General features: G+C 65.7%; 15 protein-coding genes and 1 riboswitch. Of the genes, 6 read left to right on the forward strand and 9 right to left on the reverse strand.

What is annotated here, in order from left to right; genetic code table 11:
• The first annotated feature begins 115 nt into the window (after positions 1-115).
• A riboswitch (glycine riboswitch) is annotated at positions 116-212 on the forward strand.
• Between the two features lie 29 nt (positions 213-241).
• On the forward strand, positions 242-1,633 hold the full coding sequence (locus tag BKG60_RS02470) for an L-serine ammonia-lyase (RefSeq protein WP_075909149.1): 1,392 nt from the start codon (positions 242-244) through the stop codon (positions 1,631-1,633).
• On the opposite strand, the gene BKG60_RS02475 is transcribed toward BKG60_RS02470, so the two are convergent.
• The 5 genes from BKG60_RS02475 to BKG60_RS02495 all read right to left on the reverse strand — a co-directional run bounded on the left by BKG60_RS02475 (position 1,630) and on the right by BKG60_RS02495 (position 7,842).
• Positions 1,630-2,937 (reverse strand): DUF445 domain-containing protein, encoded by a 1,308-nt coding sequence (locus tag BKG60_RS02475; RefSeq protein ID WP_070185533.1) that lies wholly within the window; start codon positions 2,935-2,937, stop codon positions 1,630-1,632. The two genes, BKG60_RS02470 and BKG60_RS02475, sit on opposite strands and share 4 nt — an antisense overlap.
• Positions 2,938-2,941: 4 nt before the next feature.
• Complete coding sequence (locus tag BKG60_RS02480) at positions 2,942-3,760, reverse strand: Abi-alpha family protein (protein ID WP_110764924.1); 819 nt, start codon at positions 3,758-3,760, stop codon at positions 2,942-2,944.
• A gap of 138 nt (positions 3,761-3,898) precedes the next feature.
• The gene (locus tag BKG60_RS02485; RefSeq protein WP_075909150.1) at positions 3,899-5,530 is read right to left on the reverse strand and encodes a helix-turn-helix transcriptional regulator; all 1,632 of its coding nucleotides are present in this window, start codon (positions 5,528-5,530) and stop codon (positions 3,899-3,901) included.
• Positions 5,443-6,669 carry a flavin-containing monooxygenase gene (locus tag BKG60_RS02490; RefSeq protein ID WP_083284006.1) on the reverse strand — a complete coding sequence of 409 codons (1,227 nt, stop codon included), beginning with the start codon at positions 6,667-6,669 and terminating at the stop codon, positions 5,443-5,445. Before BKG60_RS02490 ends, BKG60_RS02485 begins: the two co-directional genes overlap by 88 nt.
• Before the next feature lie 87 nt (positions 6,670-6,756).
• Entirely contained in the window at positions 6,757-7,842 is a 1,086-nt protein-coding gene (locus tag BKG60_RS02495) for a class I SAM-dependent methyltransferase (RefSeq protein ID WP_070185535.1), read from the reverse strand.
• Between the two features lie 222 nt (positions 7,843-8,064).
• Here BKG60_RS02495 and dnaK point away from each other — a divergent pair, with 222 nt between their 5' ends.
• The 4 genes from dnaK to BKG60_RS02515 are packed head-to-tail and all read left to right on the forward strand — an operon-like array spanning position 8,065 to position 12,146.
• Entirely contained in the window at positions 8,065-9,924 is a 1,860-nt protein-coding gene (gene dnaK, locus BKG60_RS02500) for a molecular chaperone DnaK (RefSeq protein ID WP_070185536.1), read from the forward strand.
• Positions 9,921-10,562 carry a nucleotide exchange factor GrpE gene (gene grpE, locus BKG60_RS02505; RefSeq protein WP_075909151.1) on the forward strand — a complete coding sequence of 214 codons (642 nt, stop codon included), beginning with the start codon at positions 9,921-9,923 and terminating at the stop codon, positions 10,560-10,562. Before dnaK ends, grpE begins: the two co-directional genes overlap by 4 nt.
• 37 nt (positions 10,563-10,599) lie before the next feature.
• The gene (gene dnaJ / locus BKG60_RS02510) at positions 10,600-11,766 is read left to right on the forward strand and encodes a molecular chaperone DnaJ (RefSeq protein WP_075909152.1); all 1,167 of its coding nucleotides are present in this window, start codon (positions 10,600-10,602) and stop codon (positions 11,764-11,766) included.
• A complete protein-coding gene (locus BKG60_RS02515; protein ID WP_070185539.1) occupies positions 11,763-12,146 on the forward strand; it encodes a heat shock protein transcriptional repressor HspR in 384 nt (127 codons plus the stop codon). The genes dnaJ and BKG60_RS02515 overlap by 4 nt, the downstream gene beginning before the upstream one ends.
• On the opposite strand, the gene BKG60_RS02520 is transcribed toward BKG60_RS02515, so the two are convergent.
• Genes BKG60_RS02520 through BKG60_RS02530 form a run of 3 tightly spaced genes read right to left on the reverse strand, consistent with a single transcriptional unit; the run spans position 12,143 to position 15,251 of the window.
• Positions 12,143-13,045, reverse strand: a complete 903-nt coding sequence (locus BKG60_RS02520; RefSeq protein ID WP_075909153.1) for an aldose 1-epimerase — start codon at positions 13,043-13,045, stop codon at positions 12,143-12,145. The genes BKG60_RS02515 and BKG60_RS02520 overlap by 4 nt on opposite strands.
• A gap of 18 nt (positions 13,046-13,063) precedes the next feature.
• A complete protein-coding gene (locus tag BKG60_RS02525; RefSeq protein WP_070185541.1) occupies positions 13,064-14,230 on the reverse strand; it encodes an FAD-binding oxidoreductase in 1,167 nt (388 codons plus the stop codon).
• On the reverse strand, positions 14,217-15,251 hold the full coding sequence (locus BKG60_RS02530; RefSeq protein ID WP_075909159.1) for an ABC transporter permease: 1,035 nt from the start codon (positions 15,249-15,251) through the stop codon (positions 14,217-14,219). Before BKG60_RS02530 ends, BKG60_RS02525 begins: the two co-directional genes overlap by 14 nt.
• A gap of 100 nt (positions 15,252-15,351) precedes the next feature.
• On the opposite strand from BKG60_RS02530, the gene BKG60_RS02535 reads away from it, so the two are divergent.
• Positions 15,352-15,981 (forward strand): TetR/AcrR family transcriptional regulator, encoded by a 630-nt coding sequence (locus tag BKG60_RS02535; protein ID WP_207553860.1) that lies wholly within the window; start codon positions 15,352-15,354, stop codon positions 15,979-15,981.
• 3 nt (positions 15,982-15,984) lie between these two features.
• Here the strand turns inward: BKG60_RS02535 and BKG60_RS02540 are convergent, their stop codons facing one another.
• Positions 15,985-16,704 carry an EspA/EspE family type VII secretion system effector gene (locus BKG60_RS02540; RefSeq protein ID WP_083650215.1) on the reverse strand — a complete coding sequence of 240 codons (720 nt, stop codon included), beginning with the start codon at positions 16,702-16,704 and terminating at the stop codon, positions 15,985-15,987.
• Between the last annotated feature and the right edge of the window lie 74 nt (positions 16,705-16,778).

Raw genomic sequence — 16,778 nt, forward strand, 5'->3', positions numbered from 1 at the left:
GCATCCGTCACATAACTCAATACGTCGATGACGCATTGCGGGAGAACCTCCGATTTGGGAGGCGCCGTAGGAGCAAATCCTCCCCGGGAATCTCTCAGGCCCAGTACCGCAGTGTCGAGGCAACTCTGGAGAACAGCGCGGTCTCACGCGCTTACCGAAGGTGAAAGGCGCGACGCGCCAAATCTCTCAGGTTTCAGGACAGAGCGGGGAGGTGTCACCACACAAACCCGGAGTTGTAGTCATGACGATCAGTGTTTTCGAACTGTTTTCGGTCGGGATCGGCCCGTCCAGCTCACACACCGTGGGCCCGATGCGGGCCGCGGGCATGTTCGTCGACGAACTTGCCAGTCGCGATGCGGTCGATCGCGTCGCCGAGGTCACGGTGGACTTGCTCGGTTCGCTGGCGGCGACCGGCGCCGGACACGGCACGTTGCCGGCGATCCTGCTGGGATTGGAGGGCTGTCGGCCCGAGACCATCGAGACCGGCGAGATGGAACGGCGGCTCACCAAGATTCGCGCCGACGGCAAGATCCGGTTGGCCGGCCGGGTGGTGATCGCGTTGACCGAAGCCGACATGCAATTGCATCCGGGCCGTCGGCTGCCACAACACCCGAATGCCATGACCCTGACGGCGTTTTCGGCCGGAGGCGACACCGTCTATCGCGACACCTACTTTTCGGTGGGCGGCGGTTTCGTCGTCGCTGAATCCCGCTCTGAATCCCGCGCGGAGCCGCAAGCGTCGGTGCGAGAAGACGCCGAAGCCCCATTCCGTTCCGCGGCTGAGTTGCTCGCGTTGACCGAGCGGAACGGTTTGTCGGTGAGCCAGGTGATGATGCGGCAGGAGTGTGTCGCCCGAACCGAAGTCGAGGTGCGGGAACGCCTCCTGCACATCCGCGACGTCATGGTCGCCTGCCAGGCCAACGGGATGTCCCGCGACGGTGACCTGCCCGGCAATCTGCGGGTCCGGCGCCGCGCCAAGGACTGGTTCGTGCGACTCGAAGCCGAGGATCCACAGCGTGATCCGGCCTTCGCCGAGGACTGGGTGAACCTGGTGGCGCTCGCGGTCAACGAGGAGAACGCGTCGGGCGGCCGGATCGTGACCGCGCCGACCAACGGCGCGGCCGGAATCATCCCGGCGGTGCTGCACTTTGCAGTGCACTACACCCCGGCCGGAAACGCCGACCCCGACGACACCGCCGTCCGCTTCCTGCTCACCGCCGGGGCCATCGGATCGCTGTACAAGGAGCGGGCCTCGATCTCGGGTGCCGAGGTCGGCTGTCAGGGCGAGGTCGGCTCCGCCGCTTCCATGGCCGCCGCGGGCCTGGCTGAAATCCTTGGTGGCACACCGCGACAGGTCGAGAACGCGGCCGAGATCGCCATGGAGCACAGCCTCGGCCTCACCTGCGACCCGATCGGTGGGCTGGTGCAGATCCCGTGCATCGAACGCAACGCCATCTCGGCCGGCAAGGCGATCAATGCGGCACGTATGGCGCTGCGGGGCGACGGCACCCACCGCGTCAGCCTGGACCAGGTGATCGAGACCATGCGTGCCACCGGGATGGACATGAGCGTCAAGTACAAGGAGACCTCGACGGGTGGGCTCGCCGTCGCGGTCAATGTCGTCGATTGCTAGTGATGCAGCAGAGTGCGCAACGCGACGGCTTCGGGATCGTTGCCGAAGTGCTCGACGACCTGCACCTGGATCTCGCCGACGAGGCCACCGAGGATCGCTCCGACGGCGATCATGGTCGGTTCGTCGTCCTTGAACACCGGACGCAGGATCGACTCGTACTCCTCGTTGGTGAGCTGACTCATCTTGTCGATGATGGTCTTTTCCAGATCCAGCGCGTTCATGGCGTAGTCCTGAGCCTCGACCAATGTCGTGGGAAGCCGCTCGAGCACGACCTTGACCAGATGGTCCTTGGCCGCGTTGTACCGCTGGGTGCCGACGGCGAGCTTGACCAGCGGGGTGGCAATACCGGTCTGTGCATCGATCGCCGCTTCGACCTCCTTGCCCACCAGCGCGAACAGTTTGTCGGAGCCTGGACCCCGTAGCACGCCGTCGAACAGGATCTCGGGTGAGAACAGGTCCTCGGACAGAATCCGCGCGTAGTCCTCGGTGATCTTGTCGCGCTCAGCGTGCAGCAGGCCCTGGAACGGGATGAAGCCGAGGTACTTGGTGGGCTGCACCGGCCGGAACAACATGTTGAGCGCGATGTAGTCACTGATCAGGCCGACCCCGAAGCCGAACGCCGGCATGATCCACGGGTTCTGGAACAACGCCCACGCAACCATCTGGACCACGCCGATCACGAGCCCGAAGTAGATGCCGCTGCGGCGGACGAAGGCCATCGCGTTGTCGCCGAGCCCGCGCATGAGTCTGTTGAGCTTGTCCTTGTTGCGGACCAGCGTCGTCACGGCCAGGTACTGGATGTCCACGAACCGGTTGAGGTCCGCGCGCATCTCGTTGAGCATCTTCTCCACGACCTTGGGCGTCTGGTCGTGGATGCGGGCCTGGATCGCGTTTCGCGCGGCGTCGGGCAGCGAATCCCATAATCCGGGGCGGATCTGCTCGGCGATGTCGCGGGAGATGTCGTCGACCGCCTGGGTCAGCGGCTCGCGCAACGCCTCGACGGCTTCTTTGGCGTCGACCTTCGCCAGCAGCTCTTCGGGTTTCAGCAGATTCTGGGTGAGTAGCTCAATGGTTTTCGATCCCACCTTGCCCGCGCGCCGCGGCACGATGCCCTGCCAACCGAGCAGACCGACGCCCCTGAACTCCATCGGTCGATAGAGCATCTCGAGCGCGACGATCTTGGTGCTCCACCCGACGAAGGCGGCCACGAACGGCATGGACAGATAGATCAGCCAGTTGACGCCGAAATCTGCTTTGATCTCCTGCCAGGTCTGGATCGCGAGAACGGTCTCGCTGCCGCTCATGCGGTTACGAACCGTCTCGTTCCACCGCAGCCTCCCACAGGCCGCGGCCCAGGCCCGACAAGCTCAGGGTCAGCCGTTCGACCTTCGCGGCCAGCGGCCCGCGCGATGCGCTCTTGATCGCCCGCAACACCATGGGCTCGGCCAGGAGCACCTCGTACTCGGCCTTCTGAGACGGATCCTCTGGCCCGGTCTCCACCAGGCCGAGGGAGAGCAGATGACCGACGTACTGCGGAACCATGCCGGGCAACGCCACATTCGCGGTTCGGCCGATCAGACAGGCGTTCTCCAACACCGCCTGGCCGGGCGTGCGGGCCCGGGTCCAGGTGTGGATGTTGACCAGCGGTGACGTCGCCCCCTCGGAGAGTGCGCCGATGATCCGCGCCTCGTCGGCCACCAACTGATCGAGCAGGCGGTGGTACAGCTCTACCTGGCTGCCTGCGGTGCTCTGGTCCAGGGCCCGGTCCAGCAGGCGGTCCATCTTGTTGTTGAGCGATTCGGCTGTCGGTTCTTCGGGCGTGGCGATCGTCACGGGCCTCGGCGCCGAGTCGAGGGCCTCCAGCCGGTTCTTCACCAGGGTGGCCAGCTGCTCCTCGCCCCAGGCAGCCAGCTTCATGCTGGTCTTCGCGGCGTCGACCGCACGGTCGGCGATACCGAACGGATCGAACCGCTTGGGTACGAGCGGGCGAGGGTTGCGCGGTGTGCGGATGGCAATGGCGATGTCGCCGACCGGGGTGGCCAGCCTGAATCCCCGGCGCTGGTAGCCGTGCTTGGCCGGCTTCTTCTCGGACCTGTCCGGTTCGGTCCTGGTTATCTCGTCTGCCATCGCCGGTCGATCCCCCTCAAGTGGCTGGCTGCGCCCCGGGGGGCGACGGTTGAGCCGATATCAAGCCGTGGTCGAGCCGACCGGCGGCACTTGATTATGGGGCACGGTACCCCGAGCATCGTGATGCCGGTACGCGGGTCAAACCAGCCGATGCTCGAACGCGAATGCGGCGGCCGCCGTCCGTGAGGTGACGTCGAGCTTGCGGAAGATATTCGACAGATGCCGGGCGACCGTCTTCTCGCTCAAGAACATGGTGGCCGCGATCTCGGGATTGGTCTTGCCCGCAGCCACCAGCCGTAGCACTTCGATTTCGCGCTGGCTGAGTCCACCGGGCGCGCTCGAATGCAGAAGGTCGGCAGTTTCGTGCTCAGCTGGTGCGGCACCCAGCCGGGCGAAGCTGTCGTGTGCCTCGGCCAGCTCCGCGACCGCCGAATCCTCGTCACCGAGCGCGCGCAACGCCCGGCCCAGCAGCGCTCTGCACCGCGCGGCCTCGTATGGCGCTCCGAGTTCTCTCCAGAGTTGGCCCGCACGGCGCAGTTCCCCGACCGCGGTTGCCGGGGCGCCGTGGACCAGTGCGACCTGGCCCGACGCACAGCCGGCCATGGCGCGCAACCCGACGCATCCGAAGTCGTTCGCGATCTTTGACAACTCGGCGCTGGCCTCGGCCGCGAGCTCCGTCTCGTCGCCTGCCAGCAGGATCTCTACCGCTTCGGGCAGCAGTTGTGAGCGGTGCACCGGATCGCGCGGTTCGGCCAGTAGTCGTTTGATCGCAGCGACTGCGGCAGCAACTCGACCACGGGCGAGCCACACGAGCGCCAGACCCGGGTGCGGCTCATGCCCGTGCTGCAATGCCTCGGCATACGCTGCCTCGGCCGCATCGAATCGTCCCCGGATGCGCAGCACGTCACCGCGTTCTGCCAGCGCAAGGCCGGCGGCCGGACCGGTACCTGCCGCGACGTACCGCTGTACGGCGTCGGCGAACTCCTCCAGCGCCTCGTCGAACGCGCCGCACAACCGCATGATCTGGCCACGGTGCACGGCGCATTGGCCGGTGAACGGGACCAGGCCGGGTTGGTCGTCGCACCAAGTGGTCAATGCAGCCGTCCATTCGGCGGCCCGTCCGAAATCGGAAACCTCCTGGCAGCCCTCGATCATCGAGCAATAGACGTGACCCGCGAAGATCGGTGAGACGGCGCCGGCCATGATGCAGGCCATCGCCTCGTCCAGCAATGCCAGCCCCTCGGGGACGTGCCCGGCGTACAGCGCCAGCCGGCCTTGTGAGCTGGTGCCCATGGCCGTGAGGTCCGGGTCACCGAACCGGTTCCCGTATTCGGTGATCTGGACGGCACAGTCATGCGCCGGTGCGAAGTCGCCCGCGAAGACGCTTCGCATCATCACCGGGATCAGCACATAGCCCCGTTCGACCAGGTCGCCGGCCACACCGTCGAGCAACCCTTGTGCGCGAGCCACCCAACCGCCGCCGACCGCCGACTCGCCGGCGTCCATGAGCACCATTGCCAGCCAGAACGCCGATCTCACCGCCGCAGGTACGTCGCCGGCATCGAGATTGGTCTGGTAGGCGCGCTGTAGTGCCTGGATGCAGTCGTTGTGCCGCCCGGTCAGGTATGCCGCCGTTGCAAGGCGTACAAAATCTTCGCCTTCCAACGTGGCCGAACTCTTGTTCAGGCCCGATAGGGCCTCGTAGGCGGCCACCCACTCGCGGCGCTCATATGTCTCGCGCGCCGAGAGCAGGTCATCGACGATGCCCACCGCGCATCACCCCCAGGTCGGGCGACTTTGCCTGGGTACGAGACTACGCGCCGCCGGCCTTCGGTTCGCCGCACGATCTTGCGCGCGACGTATCTCGCGTCGCGGCCGATTCCGGGTAAGACCATCGAGCTGAACGCATACTGGAAACTCAAACCGCAGAAGAACAATCCGGGCGCCTCGGCGCACACTCCGCGGTATTCCCGCGGCCAGCCGTCCGGCCCGAAGATCGGTAGCTCGATCCAGTCGAAAACTTGCTTGAATCCGGTGCACCACACGATGTTTCGCACGTCCAGCACCGTGCCGTCCGACAGTGTCGGCTGGTGATCGGCCACCCCGGACAGGCGGATGGTGTGGCGTCGGACTCCTCGGTCGGCAAGGTCTGCGCGTTTCACCCGAAGCATCGGCGCGCCGTGGGAACGAATGTGTCGCATCGCTTTCCGAGCGATCGGCATCCGCCTGGTGACGATGTGGCGCCACACGAACACCAGGATGGGCAACGCGACGCGGATCCGGCGCGAGTCCCAGCGCACCGGGATCTGACCGCAGTCACGACCACACAGGATGGTCGGGTGCGTCAACGCCGTCTCGTAGGCGATGTCGGTGCCGGAATGCGAAGCGCCGACCACCAGCACAGGCCCAGGTTGTAGCTGTTGCGGCCGCCGGTACTGGCTGGAATGTAGTTGTCGGATGGTGGGGTCCAGGTCCGAAGCGAAACCGGGAAGATTGGGTGTCAGACCGAACGTTCCGGTCGCCACGACGACGTTGTCGCAGGTGAGGATGTTGTCACCGATGTGGGCGGTGTAGCCGGGGCCCGGGCCGGCCGTCAGTAGGTCGACGCGCGTGCTCATCCGTACCGGCAGATCCCACTCGAGCGCGTACCGCTCGAGGAACTCGGCCACTTCGTCTCGGGTCGGGTACCGCCAAGGATCCTTCCCCGGGAAGGCCGTGCCCGGCAGCCCGCTGTACTTGGCCGGTGTGTAGAGGCACAGCGAGTCGTAGTGTCTGCGCCAGTTGTCGCCGATCCGTTCGTTCGCGTCGACGATCACGAACGGCCGGTTCATCTGCCGCAGGTGATAACCGGTGGAAAGACCGGCCTGTCCCGCTCCGATGATGAGTGTCTCGATGTGCTGAGTCGTCATGACCGACCTCCTGCGCGCTCCACTTGGCCTCAACGCTAGGAAGCGCACGCCCGGCCCCGCATCGGGCGAATGACCCATCTAGGCGGATCACCTGTGAGCGATGTAGTACAGGTTGAGTGGGTCGGATTCGATTTCTCGGATGCTGATGTCGCGGAACCCGGCATCGGTGAGCATCGCGGTGGCCAGCTGCCGTCCCCACACCGTGCCCAGTCCGTCGCCGTCGATGGCCAACGAAACGCTCATGCAGTGAACCGTGGAGATCGTGTAGAGGAACGGTGCGAACGGGACGCCGATGTTGTCTTCCAGTCGACTCGAGGCTTTGATGTCGACCATCAAGAAGATGCCTCCGGGGCGCAACGCGCGATGGATGTTGGAGAGCACCCGCGCCGGATGGGCTTGGTCGTGGATGGCGTCGAACACGGTGATGACGTCATAGGCGTCGGTCGTGTCGAGTTCGGCAAGATCGCGACATTCGAACCGGGCGTTCGTCAGGCCGAGCCGGCTGGCCTCCGCCGTGCCGACGGCCAGGCCTTCCTCGGAAAAGTCAACGCCGGTGAAACGGCTGGCGGGGAACGCCTGTGCCATGACGTTGACGGCATGTCCACTGCCGCAACCGAAGTCGGCCACCTCAGCGCCGGCGTGCAGCTTCGCGGGCAAATCCCCGGCAAGCGGCAGGATGTCGCTGACCAGTGCGGCATCGAACACTTCTCCGCTTTCCTCGGCCATCAGCGCGTGGAAGCGTGGATAGTCGCTGTAGGGCAGACCGCCACCGTGGTGGAAACAGCCGATGATCTTTTGCTCGACTTCGCCCGCCAGCGGAATGAATTGCGCGACCCGGGCCAGGTTGTCGGGGCCGGCGGCGCGCGTCAGCACCGCTGCGCGGTGGCGCGGCAGAAAATATGTCGCCGCGGCGGGGTCATAGTCGACGATCCCGCCCGCGACAATGCCGCCCAGCCATTCGCGCACGTAGCGTTCGTTGAGGCCGGCGGCATCGGCGATCTGCGGACTTGTGGCGGCCGGGAGCTCGGCGAGCACGTCGAACAGTCGGGTCTGGTGACCCAGGCTGATGAGGACGGCCAGGCAGGCGCTGTCGATCGCGCCGGTCATCCGGGCGGCGAACTGTTCGGTGTCTTCCTCGATCGGGGCTGTCGTGCTTTCCTGCGGTGTCGCCATGGCGCTCACCTCTTCCTTGCGTGATCCCCATCTGATTGTCCTCTGTGGGTCTCCTATGCGATGCGTTCTGCTCGGGAACAAATCCCACGCCGCTGCCGTTGACCACATCGACAACAAGTTGAGCGATATACACTCAAGTCTGGGTTGACAATCTAAGCTGACCCGGAGCAAGCTTGAGCGCAGTCCGCTCAGACCCCTATATCTCTATCAGGAGGCAACAACATGGCTCGTGCGGTCGGTATCGACCTCGGGACCACCAACTCCGTCGTGGCGGTCCTGGAAGGCGGCGACCCCGTCGTCGTCGCAAACTCTGAAGGCTCCCGGACCACCCCGTCCGTCGTCGCGTTCGCGCGCAACGGCGAGGTGCTGGTCGGTCAGCCCGCCAAGAACCAGGCGGTGACCAACGTCGACCGGACCATCCGTTCGGTCAAGCGTCACATGGGCACCGATTGGACCGTCGAGATCGACGGCAAGAACTACACGGCGCAGGAGATCAGCGCGCGCACGCTGCAGAAGCTGAAGCGCGACGCCGAGGCCTACCTCGGTGAGGACATCACCGACGCCGTCATCACCGTGCCCGCGTACTTCAACGACGCCCAGCGTCAGGCCACCAAGGAAGCCGGTCAGATCGCCGGCCTCAACGTCCTGCGCATCGTCAACGAGCCCACCGCGGCCGCCCTGGCCTACGGCCTGGACAAGGGCAGCAAGGAACAGACCATCCTGGTCTTCGACCTCGGTGGCGGCACGTTCGACGTCTCGCTGCTGGAGATCGGCGACGGTGTCGTCGAGGTGCGCGCCACCTCCGGTGACAACCACCTCGGTGGCGACGACTGGGACGACCGGATCGTCGAGTGGCTGGTCGACAAGTTCAAGGCCACCAGTGGCATCGACCTGACCAAGGACAAGATGGCGATGCAGCGGCTGCGTGAGGCCGCGGAGAAGGCCAAGATCGAACTGTCGAGCTCGCAGAGCACCTCGATCAACCTGCCCTACATCACCGTCGACGCCGACAAGAACCCGCTGTTCCTCGACGAACAGCTGACCCGCGCCGAGTTCCAGAAGATCACTCAGGATCTGTTGGACCGCACCCGTCAGCCGTTCCAGTCGGTGATCAAGGATGCCGGCATCTCGGTCGGCGAGATCGACCATGTGGTGCTCGTCGGTGGCTCGACCCGTATGCCCGCCGTGGCCGAACTGGTCAAGGAGATGACCGGCGGCAAGGAGCCCAACAAGGGCGTCAACCCGGACGAGGTTGTCGCAGTGGGTGCCGCGCTGCAGGCCGGCGTGCTCAAGGGCGAGGTGAAAGACGTTCTGCTGCTTGACGTCACCCCGCTGTCCCTCGGTATCGAAACCAAGGGTGGCGTGATGACCAAGCTGATCGAGCGCAACACCACCATCCCGACCAAGCGGTCGGAGACCTTCACCACCGCTGACGACAACCAACCGTCGGTGCAGATCCAGGTCTTCCAGGGTGAGCGCGAAATCGCTTCGCACAACAAGCTGCTCGGCTCCTTCGAGCTGACCGGTATCCCGCCGGCCCCCCGCGGCGTGCCGCAGATCGAGGTCACCTTCGACATCGACGCCAACGGCATCGTGCACGTCACCGCCAAGGACAAGGGCACCGGCAAGGAAAACACGATCAAGATCCAGGAAGGCTCCGGCCTGTCCAAGGAAGAGATCGACCGGATGATCAAGGATGCCGAAGCGCACGCCGACGAGGACCGCAAGCGTCGCGAGGAAGCCGATGTCCGCAACCAGGCTGAGTCGCTGGTCTACCAGACGGAGAAGTTCGTCAAGGAGCAGCGCGAGGCCGAGGGTGGCTCGAAGGTTCCCGAGGACACCTTGACCAAGGTCGACGCCGCGATCGCTGAGGCCAAGACGGCGCTGGAAGGCACCGACATCTCGGCGATCAAGGACGCCATGGAGAAGCTCGGTGTCGAATCGCAGGGGCTGGGCCAGGCGATCTACGAGGCCACCCAGGCTGAGCAGGCCGCCGGAGCCGACGCTGGAGCTTCCTCGAGTGCCGCGGACGACAACGTGGTGGACGCCGAGGTCGTCGACGATGATCAGGAGACCAAGTGAGCGAGAACGATTCGCACGAGCCGGTGACCATCACCGACAAACGGCGCATCGATCCCGACACCGGTGAGGTTCGCGAGCAGGAGCCGGCCCCTGGTGGGCCGGCTCCGGCCGCCTCCGATGCCGGTGCGCCGGCGACCGATAGCGACGAGGTAGCCGAGCTCAAGGCCACGCTGCAACGCGTCAAGGCCGAATACGACAACTACCGCAAGCGGGCCCTGCGCGATCAGCAAATGACCGCGGACCGGGCCAAGGCCACCGTCATCACCCAGTTGCTGGGTGTGCTCGACGATCTGGACCGGGCCCGTAGCCACGGTGACCTGGAGACCGGGCCGCTCAAGTCGGTTGCCGACAAGCTCGTCGGCGCCCTTGAAGGGCAGGGCCTTTCCGCATTCGGGGCCGAGGGTGACGAGTTCGATCCGTCGCTGCACGAGGCTGTGCAGCACGAGGGCGAGGGCACCCATCCCGTAGTCGGAACCGTGATGCGCCGCGGCTACAAGATCGGTGACCAAGTGGTCAGGCATGCCCTCGTCGGCGTGGTCGACACCGTTCCCCAAGCCGAGGCCGGCGCTGATTCCCAGTCGGGGACAGCGGATAACGCTGACGCCGCCGGCGATCAGGCCGCAGAATCAGAGAAATAGACAATCCAACTAGAGAGAAGAGGTAAGGAGGTGGCGCATGGCCCAACGCGAGTGGGTCGAGAAGGACTTCTATAAAGAACTCGGCGTCTCCTCTGACGCCAGCGCCGACGAGATCAAGAAGGCCTACCGGAAACTGGCCTCCGAACTGCATCCCGACCGCAATCCCGATTCGGGTGCGGCAGATCGGTTCAAGGCCGTTTCCGAGGCGAACAGTGTCCTGTCGGACCCCGCGAAGCGCAAGGAGTATGACGAGACCCGCCGGTTGTTCGCCGGGGGTGGGCGTCGGTTCAACCCGGGTGGGAACTTCAGTGGCGGGTTCGGTTCCGACGGAGCCGAATTCAACCTCGGAGACCTGTTCGACGCGGCCGGACAGAGCGGCGGCGCCAACATCGGTGACCTCTTCGGTGGGTTGTTCGGGCGCGGTGCACAACCGCGGCCGAGCCGGCCCCGCCGGGGCAACGACCTGGAAACCGAAACCGAGCTGTCCTTCCTGGAAGCCACCAAGGGCGTGGCCATGCCGCTGCGGCTGACCAGCCCGGCGCCGTGCACCAACTGTCACGGCAGTGGTGCGCGGCCGGGCACCAGCCCCAAGGTGTGCCCGAACTGCAACGGCTCGGGTGTGGTCAACCGCAACCAAGGTGCGTTCGGATTCTCCGAACCCTGCACCGAATGTCGGGGCAGCGGCTCGATCATCGAGCACCCCTGCTCCGAATGTCAGGGCACCGGCGTCACCACCCGGACTCGCACCATCAACGTGCGGATCCCACCGGGCGTCGAGGACGGTCAGCGCATCCGGCTGGCCGGCCAGGGTGAAGCCGGGCTGCGAGGCGCACCATCGGGTGACCTCTACGTCACCGTGCATGTGCGGCCGGACAAGGTGTTCGGGCGTGACGGCGACGACCTGACGGTCGCGGTGCCGGTGAGCTTCCACGAATTGGCGCTGGGTACAACACTTTCCGTTCCGACGCTGGATGGCAAGGTTGGTGTGCGGGTGCCCAAGGGCACCTCAGACGGCCGGATCCTGCGGGTGCGCGGACGTGGCGTGCCCAAGCGCTCCGGCGGCCACGGTGACCTGCTGGTCACGGTGAAGGTGGCGGTACCGCCGAACCTGGAAGGTGAAGCGGCAGAGGCGCTGGAAGCGTATGCGAAAGCCGAGCGGGCCAGTGGGTTCGATCCGCGGGCCGGGTGGGCAGGCAACATATGAGCCAGCGCAAAGAGGAAGCACGTACGTTTTTGATCTCGGTGGCCGCCGAGCTGGCCGGTATGCACGCGCAGACCCTGCGCACATACGACCGGCTCGGCCTGGTCAGCCCGCAGCGCAGTTCCGGTGGCGGGCGCCGCTACTCCGAACGTGACGTCGACCTGCTCCGTGAGGTGCAGCGGTTGTCGCAGGACGAGGGCGTCAACCTGGCCGGGATCAAGCGCATCATCGAACTGACCAATCAGGTAGATGCGCTGCGCACCAGGGTTTCCGAGTTGACCCAGCAGGTCGAACAACTCAGTGATCAGCGCCGCGACGTCTCCGTCGCATCCAAAGCGGTGGTGCTGTGGCAGCCGCGGCCGCCTCGCCGCGGTGCGCGTTAACCCACTCTGATCGAAAAGGTGGCCGTCTCCGGACTTCCGGGGGCGGCCATTCTGTAATTCCCTCGGCGCAGCGCGTCGGTCGGTGCGGCCATCGGCTCGATGCCCACCACGGCGTCGTTCCCGGGGGCGAAAAGTTGTGCGGCGGTGTAACTCTCGTCGAAGGTGACGTCGACCCGGCGGCCGCCGCCGGACAGGGTGAACAACGCGCCCGGCTCAACGTCATCGAATCCGTCGTCGAGTTCGGTGGTGCCCAGCCGTTCCTCCCCGCCCGGCCAGTTCTTGGATTCGCCGGTGGGCAGGCCCCGGTCATCGACCAGCAGGTGTCGCATGGCCGGGGTGCGCAGCCGCCAATCTTCGCGGGGCACATCAGGAATCGTGAGGTACGGGTGAAAGCCGTAGCACAGCGGGACGTGAGGTCGCCCGCTCGGCGTGACCGTGGTGGCGACGGTAAGGGTCCGGTCGGCCAGCGTCACGGCCATGGTCAGGCGATGCGGGAACGGGAATGTCGCCAGCAGGCCCGGGTGGGCGCCCCAGTCCAGGTCGGCGATGAGTGCACCCTCGGTTTTCTCGGTCACCTGCCAATCCGGATTGGCGGCGAGCACGCCGTGCATCGGCGCCCCGTGGGCGTCGGCGCGCACACCGTTTACTCCGGGTACCACGTCCACCACCGTGTCCCCGACGCGGTATTGGTTGGCGCTCAAGCGGTTCGCCCACGGATAGAGGATCGGGATGCCCATGGTCTTACCGTCGGTGAGGTATGCCTGCAGCCCGCGTCGCTGGCCCAGGTACTCGACATCGCCGTCGGAGAGCGAGGTACAGATCATCCCCGCCTCCGGAACGTAGGTGGCCGTCAGCGATGACGACGGGTCAGACAAGGTGACTTGTTGGACCTCGGGCATGGGGCAAGTCTGGCATTCTCAGCGCGTCAGCGGGTCGTGCTGGATGCGCTCGGCCGGTGCACCCCGCTCGACCAGGGCGGCTTTGGTGGCGGTGACCATGTCCGGGCCGCCGCAGATGAGGATCTGCCGATCACCCCAGTTGCCGTACCGTGTCACCACTTCGGCCAGGGTGCCGGTCTGGCGCACGTGCAGGCCGCGCGGCGGCTGGACGTCGGGATACTGGCCGGCCCAGGGCGGATCGGTGCTGTATTCGGACACCGGGGTCACCGACAGCCACGGGTTGGTCGAGGCGATGTGCCACAGGGTTTTCAGGTCGTACAGGTCGCACGGATAGCGGCCGCCGAAGAACAGGTGCACGCGGGGATTCTCGCCGTGCAATGTCATGTCCATGATGATGTTGCGCAGCGGGGCCAGGCCCGTGCTGCCCGCCACCATCAGCACATCTTCGCCGTCGCGGTCGACGTGCAACCCGCCGTGTGGGCTGGACATCCGCCAGCGATCCCCGATCTTGGTCTCGGCGACGATGGCGGTACTCACCATGCCGCCGGGGACGGACCGGATGTGAAACTCGATGCCCCCGGAGCGGTCGGAGGGGACGGCGGGACTCAGATAGCGCCACCGGCGCGGCCACTGCGGCACCTGGACCGTGACGTACTGGCCGGGGTGGTAGAACAACGCCTGGTCGAGCTGCAGTCGGATCACCGAGACGTCACGGGTGACCCGGTGGTGCTCGATCACGGTGCCGTCGCAGTACGCGGGGGAGTCCTCGGCGTCTGCGGCTCCGCGCATCACCCCGATGACCAGTGCCACGGCATCGTGGGTGGCCTCTGCCAGCCGTTCGTCCCATTCGGGTTCGAGGTGGCGGTGCAGCGCGTTGTACAGCGCCTCCTGCATCGAGTCGTAATGGCTCTGCGTGACACCGTACTTGCGGTGGTCCCTGCCCAGCTGAGCCAGGAACGCCACCGGCTCCTCGGCGCGCTGGGCGATCAGCTCCCCGAACAGCCAGGTCAGGGCGCGGGCAAAGACATCGCGCTGGCTGTCCATGTCGGGCGGGAACAGATCGCGGGCCGAGAGGTCGGTGGCGAACCACTGGGTGTAGAAGTCGCGGATCAGGGGCGCGGAGCCCTGCTCGGGGTCGACGGCACGCTGGAGCGTCTCCAGTGCTTGACGGTCATCGAGTCCCACGGAGTCGCATCATATGCGCGGAACTTGCGGGCCGCCGCAATGCGGCGATGATCACCAACGTCAGCCCGGCGAGGACCCAGCAACTGAGCACGATGATGGCCAAGTCCGCGCCTGCACCGCCGAAGTATGCGGTGGATCGCAGCAGCGTGGCGGTGGCGCCCTGTGGCAGCAACTGGCCGAGCTGGCCCCAGCCGGCGGGCAGCATCTCCGGTGCGGCCGTCAACCCCGCCAGGGGGTTGCCCAGCAACAGGGCCAGCGCCGCGCCGACGCCCAGGCCGGCCTTGCCGAACAGTGAGCCCAGTCCGAGTACCGTCAGTCCGGCCGCGGCGATCCCCAGCGTCAAGCCGCCAGCCACTCCCCAGAAGTTCGAGTCGATCGAGCCGAACACGTATTGGAGCAGGGCGGCGACGGTGGTCCCGGCAACGGCGGAGAACACGATCGCCGCGATCAGCCGGGTCCACACCTCGCGGCGCAGTATCAGTACCAGAGCGGCCGCAGGCAAGATCCCGGCCAGGGTGATCGGCAGGGCAGAGGCGGCCAGGCCGGTGCCGCGGGGATCCTGGCTTGCGGGCGGGGCGAGATCTTCGGTGTGGAGGGGCACACCCTGGTGAGCAGCGATGCCGTTTCCGATCTGGGTGAGTAGCTGCGCCACGGCCGGGCTGCCTCCGGTGGCGGTCAGCAGGGTCGGTCCTTGCGGACCGAATGCTATGCCGCCGTATACGTTTCGGTTGAGGATGGCTTCCCGTAGAGCCTTCTCGCCGGGATAGTAGGTCACCGCGAACGCATCCGGGGCCTGCTGTTCGAGGAGTTCGGTGACCTGGCTGGTGGCTGCCTGCGGGCCGGCTGCGCCGATCGGGACGTCGTGGGGCTTTGACCGCGCAGCGGGCAATGCGAAGGCGATGGCGACGACGGCGATCGCGATGGACAGCACGGCGACGATTCCGGCGGCACGTAGCGCTGCGGGCGGCTCGTGGTCGGGTGCAGCGTGGTGGACGGGTGTGGCGGTCTGGGTCGAGAGCATCATTCCCTCTTTTCATCCGACGTTGAATTAATCGGTTCGTCTGAGAGTAGGCCCTGGCTGGGTAGTTTTTCAACAGTTATTGAAATGATAGTGTCGACGTGTGGCTTCACCTGGGAAAACTGCCAACCGGCGCGGGCGTCGCCAGGGTGATCCGGTGTCGCGCGATGCTGTGCTGGCGGCTGCCAAACTGCGCTTCGCGGCTGAGGGATACGAGAAGACGACACTGCGCGCCATCGCCTCGGACGCCCACGTCGACGCGTCGATGGTGCTGTATCTGTTCGGCTCGAAGGCCGACCTGTTCCGGGAATCGCTACGTCTGATCCTGGATCCCGACGTTCTGGTGGCTGCCCTGGAAGGGTCGGCAGAGCAGATCGGCGAACGTATGGTCCGCGTCTACCTGAAGATGTGGGAAACGCCTGAGACCGCGGCCAGCATGCGGGTCATGTTGCAGTCGGCAACTTCGAATTCCGATGCGCACGTGGCATTTCGAACGTTCATGCAGGATTACGTGCTGGCCGCGGTGTCCGGCGTGCTAGGTGGTGGCGAGCAGGCCCGGCTACGGGCGATGCTCGCCGCGTCGAGCCTGGTGGGCACCGCGATGCTGCGCTACGTGATGGCCGTGCCACCGTTGGCGACACTCGACGGTGAACAGGTGGTGCGTCTGCTCGCACCAACCTTGACCCGTTACCTCACCGCCGATGCGGATGAGCTGGGTTTGCCTGAGCTGTAGGTGCTACTTGCCGAACGTCGCGCTTGCGGCCACCTTGGCGTATTGCCCCATGGCCTGGCTGATCTCCGCAGCGTTCGCCATCGAGTTGGCGGTCATCTTGGTCATCTGGCCAGCAGCGAGAGGCACAGAGCCGGCGACAGCTCCAATCTCAATGGCCGTCGCGACGGCAGGACCGTGCGGACCCGAGACCTTCGCAATCATGGCGGGCAGGATGGCGTATCCGAGGACAGTCGCGCAGGTGCCGAGGAAACTACGTGTCTGGTCGATCTGGCTAGCTTGCTTGCTGATGACTGCTTCCAACTTTTTGTCGACTTCTGCGATCGCGCGCGCACGTTCCTGTTGCTTCGCATCTTGTCCGGTGTAGGCCTGCGAGGCGCCTCCTTGCCATCCGGAGGTCGGCTTCGCTGATTCCAGGGTGTCATGGACCTGGCCCAATTGCTCTGCGCCCTTCCCGAACCTGTCGCCACTATCCGGGTTGCCGATTCCGCAAGTGAGAGTCATACCCTGGATGCCCAACAGGCCGGCGTTGATAATGGGAGTTGCGAAAGACTTGCGGAGAAACATCTGCACGATGCCGATCGCGTCGGAACCCAACCCGATCTTGTCCCCGGCCTCGGCATGAGATTTCGTGGACCACAGCGTGTTGGCATTCCCGAGTTGGCCTAACTCGTCACTCTTGCCGAGCGTCTTGCTGACCGCATCTGCTGCATCCCAAAAGCTCATCTCGGTCGATACCTCCTTCGTTGCGGGGAGCCTAACAGCACTTCAAGACGGTGCTACGCACCAAATTTCGGACA

It is taken from the genome of Mycobacterium syngnathidarum (assembly GCF_001942625.1).
Taxonomy (GTDB): Bacteria; Actinomycetota; Actinomycetes; order Mycobacteriales; family Mycobacteriaceae; genus Mycobacterium; species Mycobacterium syngnathidarum.

Coding starts and splice junctions, on each gene's coding strand:
- BKG60_RS02480 (WP_110764924.1), bottom strand. CDS start 3,760: ATGGCAGACGAGATAACCAGGACCGAACCGGACAGGTCCGAGAAGAAG.
- BKG60_RS02530 (WP_075909159.1), bottom strand. CDS start 15,251: ATGCTCTCGACCCAGACCGCCACACCCGTCCACCACGCTGCACCCGAC.
- dnaK (WP_070185536.1), top strand. CDS start 8,065: ATGGCTCGTGCGGTCGGTATCGACCTCGGGACCACCAACTCCGTCGTG.
- BKG60_RS02470 (WP_075909149.1), top strand. CDS start 242: ATGACGATCAGTGTTTTCGAACTGTTTTCGGTCGGGATCGGCCCGTCC.
- BKG60_RS02540 (WP_083650215.1), bottom strand. CDS start 16,704: ATGAGCTTTTGGGATGCAGCAGATGCGGTCAGCAAGACGCTCGGCAAG.
- BKG60_RS02495 (WP_070185535.1), bottom strand. CDS start 7,842: ATGGCGACACCGCAGGAAAGCACGACAGCCCCGATCGAGGAAGACACC.
- dnaJ (WP_075909152.1), top strand. CDS start 10,600: ATGGCCCAACGCGAGTGGGTCGAGAAGGACTTCTATAAAGAACTCGGC.
- BKG60_RS02520 (WP_075909153.1), bottom strand. CDS start 13,045: ATGCCCGAGGTCCAACAAGTCACCTTGTCTGACCCGTCGTCATCGCTG.
- BKG60_RS02490 (WP_083284006.1), bottom strand. CDS start 6,669: ATGACGACTCAGCACATCGAGACACTCATCATCGGAGCGGGACAGGCC.
- BKG60_RS02515 (WP_070185539.1), top strand. CDS start 11,763: ATGAGCCAGCGCAAAGAGGAAGCACGTACGTTTTTGATCTCGGTGGCC.
- BKG60_RS02475 (WP_070185533.1), bottom strand. CDS start 2,937: ATGAGCGGCAGCGAGACCGTTCTCGCGATCCAGACCTGGCAGGAGATC.